Origin of the sequence: Mycoplasma phocimorsus, assembly GCF_030077875.1 — a bacterium.
In the GTDB taxonomy this organism is placed as follows: domain Bacteria; phylum Bacillota_I; class Bacilli_A; order Mycoplasmatales; family Metamycoplasmataceae; genus Mycoplasma_H; species Mycoplasma_H phocimorsus.
The window spans coordinates 1-9,037 of sequence record NZ_JASEJT010000004.1 but is presented as its reverse complement, the minus strand read 5'-3'; the positions used below and the strand labels follow the sequence as shown (position 1 = coordinate 9,037).

General features: G+C 24.1%; 6 protein-coding genes. 2 read left to right on the top strand and 4 right to left on the bottom strand.

All coding sequences use genetic code 4. The annotated features are described in order from the left end of the window. Positions 1-371: 371 nt before the first annotated feature. From QMA87_RS00315 to QMA87_RS00300, 4 genes are all read right to left on the bottom strand, one after another. Positions 372-2,756 (bottom strand): hypothetical protein, encoded by a 2,385-nt coding sequence (locus tag QMA87_RS00315; RefSeq protein WP_283833634.1) that lies wholly within the window; start codon positions 2,754-2,756, stop codon positions 372-374. Between the two features lie 8 nt (positions 2,757-2,764). Next, positions 2,765-5,095, bottom strand: coding sequence for a hypothetical protein (locus QMA87_RS00310; protein WP_283827116.1), 2,331 nt, complete (start codon positions 5,093-5,095; stop codon positions 2,765-2,767). Positions 5,096-5,303: 208 nt separating this feature from the next. Then, on the bottom strand, positions 5,304-5,951 hold the full coding sequence (locus QMA87_RS00305; RefSeq protein ID WP_283827115.1) for a LemA family protein: 648 nt from the start codon (positions 5,949-5,951) through the stop codon (positions 5,304-5,306). A 27-nt stretch (positions 5,952-5,978) separates the two neighbouring features. Next, positions 5,979-7,208, bottom strand: coding sequence for a hypothetical protein (locus tag QMA87_RS00300; RefSeq protein WP_283833467.1), 1,230 nt, complete (start codon positions 7,206-7,208; stop codon positions 5,979-5,981). 100 nt (positions 7,209-7,308) lie between these two features. Between QMA87_RS00300 and QMA87_RS00295 the strand changes: the two genes are divergently transcribed. Both QMA87_RS00295 and rsmG read left to right on the top strand, forming a co-directional pair. Next, positions 7,309-8,292 (top strand): ribose-phosphate pyrophosphokinase, encoded by a 984-nt coding sequence (locus tag QMA87_RS00295; protein WP_283823867.1) that lies wholly within the window; start codon positions 7,309-7,311, stop codon positions 8,290-8,292. After that, complete coding sequence (rsmG, locus tag QMA87_RS00290; protein WP_283833633.1) at positions 8,270-8,929, top strand: 16S rRNA (guanine(527)-N(7))-methyltransferase RsmG; 660 nt, start codon at positions 8,270-8,272, stop codon at positions 8,927-8,929. The genes QMA87_RS00295 and rsmG overlap by 23 nt, the downstream gene beginning before the upstream one ends. The last annotated feature ends 108 nt before the right edge of the window (positions 8,930-9,037 follow it).

The window sequence follows — 9,037 nt, the reverse complement described above, 5'->3', positions numbered from 1 at the left end:
ATGGAGAAGTTAATTTCATGACAAATGATAAATTTAGTGATGCAATTAATTCAAAACTAAGCTGTAATGAAGTTTTAGATGGAAAAATAATAAGAACATTCAGCATAAACTCCTCTTCAAATGAAAAAGTAAAGATATACAATGATATAAATAGATCTATTCGTTTATAGCATACAAAACAAAGAAAAAACTCAAATTCAGGAAATTTTAAGCCTGTATTTGAGTTTTTAATACTTAACTTGGAAACTCGGGAAAAGCTAGTCTTGCTACTAACTTTTCTAAAATGAAATATCAAGTGCAACACATATGCGTTTAATACTTTATTTTAAAAATCAACTTTGCATAAAGTTGATTTTTAATTTAACAGAATACTATTTATCATCTTTATAAAAACCTCATAATAACATGTGTTTTAATTTTTCTTCATAAATAACATCTGTACCCAAGTTTTTAAGTAATTCGAAAATACTGTTTTCTTTTGTTTCTTTTACAGAGTTAACTATTTCGCTTCAAATTGACTCAAATATATTTTTGTTATAATTACCAAATAAGTTATTTAAAATATATTGAATATCTTCTTTTAATAATAAATTATCTTTGTTGTTTGAACGTATTGCGTCTTCAATAACTAAAGGTATTAATTTTTGTAAACTAAATATATTAAATCCAGCTCTTGAATCGAGTAAAAATTTATTTTTGCCTAACATTTTATAAATTGAATATGTCATTAATGTAGAAAATCTAAATAATGCTTGAAAGCTTTTTGAAAGTCTAGCAAAATGAGTTTCTTCTAACTTAATATTATTAACATTAAATCTATCATTAGTAGAATAATTTTCATTATAGTATTTTTTATATTCTCAAGCATCAGTAATTAAATCATATACAAATGGTTGAAATAATTTACTATATAAACTTCTAAATAAATTTACGTAATTACCTAAATTAAATATTATTTTTGAAAGAGTTGCAAAACTTAATTCTAATTGAGGAACTTTAAGCGTAATATCATTAAGCGATGATACTTTAGATATAAGTGCGGCCTGTGATTCTAAATTAACTGTTCTAGGAGCTATTTGAAGTGTAGGCTTAGGTGCTGGTTTAGGCGCAGGAATATCTACTTCTTGTTTTCTAGGATTTTTATTATTATTTCTTTCGTAAAAACTTTCAGGATTAATTCCATTAATGATTTTTTGAACATAATCTTTTGAAGAAGATAAATGTAAATAGCGTAAAGCACTTCTTTTATTTTCAAATTCTTTTTTATAATTATCTTTATTAATTCAAAAATATGGTCTTTCTATTTCGAAAAATTTTCAAATTTCGCCATTTGAATCAAATAGTAAATTAATTAATGATGAAAAATCTTTTGCTTGTCTCACATCTACATCTAAATCATTTAAAAAACCAGGAATTAATACATTTAAAATTTTATCAAATGAAATAAATCCCTCTTCATCATTCATTATTTCTTCAACTATTTCTTTAAGTAGTGTAATGCCATCCACTTTTATATCAAAAGTTAAAGTAGTAATTTTTAAAACTTTTGCAACAATTTTAGATAATATTTGTATTAGTTTTTTGCTTTCGCTATCTAAAAATCATTTACCAACATGTTCTAAAACTTTAGAAAGTTGAGTTCTAATAGAATCAATGAAAACATTCTTTGCTTTAGCTTCTTTAATAATTACTTCAGCTAAAATTGAACTTTGAACAAAATTATTTTCACTAATTTGAATGTTAGAAACATAAGTAAGAGTGTGCACTATATTTTTTAATAATAGTGGTAATAATTTAGGCATTATTTCTGCTATATTATTTTTAATTTGCTCAGTTAATTCTAAAGGATCATATGTATTTTCCACTTTTCTAAATGCGTTTAATAAATTTTTAATCGCTTCTCTAAGCGGTGAAATAAATTCTTCTTTTAAAATAGAGGCTTTTAATTGTTTTCTTAAAAAAGGATTAACATAATATGGTTTTAAAATATATTCATCAATAACAAATAAAAGTTGCTCAGGTAAATCTCTTTTAATCGCAATTTCAATTAACCTATCAAAAATATCTATTAATGGGTCATCAATATATTGTTTTTTATATTGTCTAAGCAAATTATTATAATTTCTTAATTGAAGTATTTTTTGTTTTAATTCATATTCTCTTTTATTAATTAAATTATCGTTTTGAACATTGAAATAAACATTTACACCAACTTGAACACCAAGTGATAGAGCATTTAATACCATTGAATTTATTGATAGATTTTTTAATCTATTCTCATATATTTCTGTAATTTTTGACTTTTGTTCAAGCTCTTTTAATAATTTTTTTTGTAATTCTTGCTGTCTTAACAATTCAGCTTCATCAAATTTTTCAATTTTTTCTAATTCTTCTAATTCTTCGTCAAGCTGCTCAATTTGTTCTTTATTTATTTCTGTTTCTTTAGAATTTAATATTTGTTTTGAAGTATCAAATTCTGTTTTTGATTCAAATTTAGGTAAAATTATTTCAACATTTGAATTAGCTTGCTCTGTAATATCAATTATGTTTTCATAATTATTATTTTTTGTCGAATTTTCTGTTTTTATTTGATTAAATTTATCTCTTAATGAAAAGGAAGATTCTAAATAAATTCATTGGGCTTTATTTAAATTTTGAGATTTATTTTTAACACTCAAACTCATTGTTGATAATGCAAATAAACTAGGTACTGAGCTTAATATAAAAAATATAATTCTTTTTTTATTTTTAATCATAATATCACCTAATTTCCTTTCTTATATGAAGGGTTTGGAATTGTTCCATCAAAATAATAACCAAGTTTAAGCATTCTTTTTAGCTTTTCTTTATCTCTCTTTTCAATTCAGTAAAACACATTATCTATTTCGCCAAAACCTCTTCCAGTAAATAAGTATTTAACGTGATTAATTACTTGTTTTCATGAATCATTTTTATCTAAATTTCCAAATAATTCATGTATTACATAGCCAATATTTAATGTTTTTAATTCATTTTCACTAATATATTTTTGAAATAATTCTATTAATATATTTGGTATTAAATTTTGAAGAGCAATTGGATTAATATTTAAATATCTTTCAAATACTAAATTTTTATTAAAATTTACGCCTTTATAAATTAATTGTGTCATAAATACAACAATTCTAAACAAAGCCTTAAAACTTCCTTTTGTTTTAATATTATTATTTATTTGTAAATTAAAATTATTTAAAGAATTTGAGTTTGTATTATTTATTAAATCTTGAATTTTTGTAATTGAGGCTGTAATACTTTGATGATCTTTTTTTACATCTCTAATAAATGCTCTAACATAAGGATCAAATATTTTAGTTAACATTTTTCAAATTAAAGTTGTATATTTTTTGTGGTTAAATAAAAGGTGAATAATTGTATCTAAATTTGGTTTTAATTTTGGTATTTTAAAAAAGTTTAATTGAATGCTCTCAACATTTTCATTTTGTTTAGTTTGAGATAATGCTCTTGATGTCCCCTCTTCAAAACGCGCTGAAATTATTTCTGGTTTAATTTGATCATTTTTTGAAATAACTGAAGGACCCTCCATTTTTGTTTTAATAATATTTTTACGTTTATTTTCTTCAAGTCTTTTTTCTCTTTCGCGAATTTGATCTTTTTCACGTAAAAGTTTGTTAATTAATTCTTTTTTCTCGCTTTCTACAATAGCATCAACTCCTCTTCAATCTGGAAGAGCTAAATCAATATTTAAAAATTTGTATATAGAATCATCAAAATCTACAAAAAGTCTATTTAAAAAGTCGACAAATATATCTAAATTCTCATCTTCTACTTCAATATCTTCAAAAAATCTAGGTAAAATATTATCAAATATTTTATTTCAACTGACACTACCATCACTATTTCTAAATAATGCTCAAATTGTCTGATTTATTATTTGAATAAAATCATTTGAAATATTTAATGTAAACCTGAAGTTTCTAGCAATTTCTCTAGCAGTATCAACAAAGTGATTTATTAAACTTTTTGAATTCACTCCATCAAAATCAACAAATAAATGTAAAATTTGATAAAGCACTTTTGTTGTTTCAGATTTAACAGAAAAAATTGGTAATTCTTTTTTTTCAAGAATATCTAGAATAATTTCAGTTAACAATGAAGTTTGAGTGCCGCTTCTTTTTACTGCTGGTTTTGCCATCACTTCAATAGCAAGATCTAAAAATCTATAAATATAATCAGGTAAAATTTTAATAACTTCTTGTTTTACTTGTTCAATAATTCCATCATCATCTGATTTTAAATTAATGTTTCTAAGAATTTTAAGAGTATCATTAATAAATCATTTAAAAGTTTGATTAATTTTTTCAAATTCAAAACTTTTTCTAATTTGTTTTTTGATATCTTCATCAATTCTTATTCTTAATGCCAATTTAAGAAGATATTCATCTAAAAAATCAAATAACTTGGCCGGCAAGTCTTCACTTAATGAGAACAAAGTAAATTGTTTTAAAACATCAATAAGTGGACGAGTATCATTTGTTTGATTTTTTCTAATTATTTTTTGCTGTTCAACCAATAATTTTTCATATTCAATTTGCAATTCTGATTTAATTTGTTCTTGATTTACCTTTTGATTATTTTCAGTTAAAGCATTTATTTCAGAATTAACATCAGTAATTAATGAATTTTTATTATTATTTTCTTCTTGTGTTTTATCAACTCATTTCTTTAAATTTTCTTGTTCACGATCTTTATTTTTAATTTTTTCTTGAAGTGTTTTATTTTCTTCTTGCAGCTTTCTCAAAGCCTCTTTTTTTTCTAATATTTTTTTCTTAATAGCTTCTTTTAGGGCGAGTTGTTTTGCTTTAATTTTTTCTTGTTTTAATCTTTCTTGTTCTAATTCAAGTTTTTTATTTTCTTCCGCTTTTAAATCATCCTCTATTTTTTTAATAGAAGAATTATCTAAACTGGCTTGATGTTTTTCTTGTTCCTTTTGGGAATTTTCAATTTGCCTTATTTTTCTTTCACAACTTATAATAGGCACTATCAAAAATGAAGAAAGCAAAATTGATGAATAAAACAATATTTTTTTTCGCTTCATAAAACACACTCTCCTTAAATATTATTTATTTAATTATATAAAATTCAGACTCTTATTTTTTATTATTCAAAAATGTGCTATTAAAATCATTTTTATCAATAAAATTTAAAATAATAAGTTTTAATAATAATTCGCATTACAGTAATTAAAAATAGCCGATTGATATTTTCAATCAGCTATGTGTCCAATTAAATTTGTTTTTTACATATTAGAATTTAATGGCCACATCTTGTTTTTTGGATGGATCTGCAGAAAATAATTGAATAGTTTCAAGTCCCATTGATGTTGCTTTAACATTTGAAGGAAATGTAAATAATTGAGAGTTAAATTCATTAACTTCAGAATTATAAAATCTTCTTGTAGCTGCTATTTCATCTTCTAATAAAACAATATTGTCTGAAAGCTTATTAAATTGTTCATTAGCTTTTAAATTTGGATATTGTTCCACTATCATAGATAAACGCCCCAAAACCCCTTGAGAAAGATTTGTTGATTCCTCTCTTGTTTCTGGTCTAATATTCATATTTCTTAATTTTGTAATATCTGATAAAAGACTTTTTTCATGATCTACATATCCTTGAACTGAACCAAGTAATTTTGTTAATGTATTATGTCTTTTTGTCAATTGAGTATCAATTTGACCACTTAATTGATTAATTTTATTCATTCTTCTTTTTAAATCATTTCCTTTTGAAATTCATCATCAAAGTAAACCGCCAAATAAAGGTAATGACAAAATAAATAAAAACCATCACCCTATTTTTTCACCGCCTGATGCTTGCGCTTTTTTTACACCAGTATCTACAGTAATTTTTGTTCCAGTTTCTACTGGGTTTCTATCATAAAGATTTGCCATGTTCACTCCTTGTTTAAATTATTTTAATTATATTATATAAGGGAACTTTTTCCCTTTTATTCTTTCTTCGTATACTTTTGGATTAGTAATTTTAATAACTGTTAAAAACACTTCTAAATGTAAAAATGTTATTTTGATATTTTCATTAAAAAATTGATCTTGTGTAATATCTCTGCCAATAGTTTTATATGAATTAATAATTTCTTTTTTAAAATATTCAAATAAATCATTATCTTGTTGATAAATATATTTATCATACACTTCATTTATAAATATTTCTATACAAGCCTTATCAACAGCGCTTTTTTTAACTTTTTCATGAAATTGTTTTTCAGTTAATTCATTATATTTTAAATATGTTTGAAAATCATTAAATTTTTCAATAGCTATACCATGCTCTTTTAATACGTCTTTAGCATAAAAACCTTCTACATAATCAGGATTAATGTCAATATTATTATCAAAAACACTACGAGGAGCTAAATATTCTAAATAAGATTTAATACTTTTTTGAATTACATTTAAAGCTAATTGCTTTTTCATTGTTTCAAATAATTCTTTTTCATTTTCAACATTAAAAATATTCATTTTTTCAATCGTCTCTTTATTTATTTTTGGATAACTAACTTCATAAATTTTTTCAACATTTATATTAGCTTTTGTTGTTTCATTAAGGGGAATGCTTCTAGAATCTCCTTCTCTCATACCCAAAATTTGAAGCAATATTTCTGGAATATTATTTTTAATATCATCAACAAAAATCTTTGAATGTTCATTTGATTTCATCTCAGAAATTAAATTATCTTTTTTTCAAATTGAAAATGATCCATCAAAGCATGAATTAATTTTTAAACTATCATTAGAATTATAATTTGCCAATACCCTTAATTCATTTTTAATTTTTCTTTTGACATCATTATCACTTATACTTGGAAAATAAATTTTTTTAGTATCTTTAATAATAAATGGTTTATTAGATAATTCTTGAATTCCATATCTCATTTTTAAAACTAATTTATCTTTAAAATATTCATAAGTAAATGATGTATCAACAAATGAAATTAATTCACGATCAGAAAGATTTTTTCTTTTCTCAACACTCATTCATCCTGCATACATATCATATAATTTTCAAGCCACAGTTTGATTAATGCTTGAAATCTCTTCCCTTGAATAATTTTGCAATAGTTGTTCAATAACAAAGTTATATTCAGCTCCTATAATTTCTTTTTTTATTCAGCTTGCTTCTTTGAACATAACACCTCTATTTCTTATTTTTTTATAATAATTTATAAATGTAACAATATATATTATTATAATATTTTTATATAAATTAAATATATATAGAGAAGGAAATATGGAAAACAAATTTTTATTGTTTGCCCTTGATAATTCAAAAGAATTAGGGGAAAAAATTGCAAAAAGATTAAATGTAGATCTTTCAGAAATTAATAAAACAGTATTTGCTGATGGCGAAATAATGCTTGTGTCTGAAGTTAGTGTTAGAAACAAGGACGTGTTTGTAATCGCCAATACATCAAAACCTGTAAACAATAATATTATTGAAATATTATTATTTATAGATTCTCTTAAAAGGGCTAGTGCAAAATCAATTCACATCGTTTTAACTTACTATGGTTATTCAAGGCAAGATAGAAAAGCTAAAGGTAGACAACCTATTGGTGCCAGTTTAATTGCCAAACTTTTACAAACGGCTGGTGCAAACAGAATGACATGTGTTGATCTTCACAACCCTGCAATTCAAGGCTTTTTTGATATTCCTGTTGATGATTTAAGAGCACAATATATTTTTGCAAAAGAATTAGTCAAATCAAATGAACATGTTTCAGTAATTTCTCCTGATCATGGCGGAACTGTAAGAGCAAGATTGTTAGCTGAATTAATTGCTGACAACATAGAAATTGCTATTATTGATAAACGTAGAGTTGGTCCCAATAAATCAGAAGTTATGGGAATGATTGGTAAAGTTAATAGTGATGTTGCTGTTATTGTTGATGATATGATTGATACTGGCGGAACAATTATTAAAGCTGCTCAAGTAGCCAAAGAAAATGGGGCTAAAAAAGTTTATTTAGCTGCTAGTCATGGAATATTTTCAAGAGGATTTGATGCTTTACAAAATTCAGAATATGTTGATAAGGTATTTATTACCGATTCAATTGATAATTCTGAAAATGAAAAAAAATTTAGTAAATTAAAAGTTATAAGTTTAACTAATTTTATTGCTGACACTATTGATGCATATAATAATGGTAAAAGCGTTAGCGATATTTATAAAGCAATAAGAGATGAAGTTGATGAGTTGAGAGAAAAAAATTAAAAATTTATTTCCAAATTCATACAATAAACTTGAGAAATATGTTGCTTTGATCCACAAATATAATAAAGTAATGAACTTAACAGGTTTTGAAGGCGATATTCTTTGGGCGGAAGGAATATATGAGTCTATTAAATATATTGAAAATTTAAATATTAAAGACAACTCAACCTGAGCTGATATTGGTTCGGGCGCCGGTTTCCCTTGTATTCCATACTTAATAGTTAATCCAAAAGTTAAATTAACAATTATAGAGCCATTGCAAAAAAGAGTTAAGTTCTTAAGAATTGTAAAAGAAAAATTAAATTTAAATTTTGAAATTATTAATGATAGAACTGAGCAAGTTATTAATAAAACATTTAATTTTATTACTGCCAGAGCCGTTTCCTCTCTTAAAAACTTGATTTTATCCACATATCATTTAGGAAATGAAAATACATTATTTTCATTTATTAAAGGACCCAAATATCTTTTAGAAATTGAAGAATCTTATAATGCAATTAAATTATTAAAATTGCAATTAAGTATTCAAAAATTAGAAATTAATAAAAAAAATTTGAATATTATTACTTACAAGCATGGCGCTAAACTACTTGCAACCATGCCATGAAGCTGATCAAAGGTATTAAATTTTAAATAAAAAACTAAACACGGACAAAAAAATGCCACCATTAAATCTAATTTTACATCACAGCTACTTGCCGTGGTGTTTTTCACTCCAAATTACTTTGAATTCTGTCATTGTTGT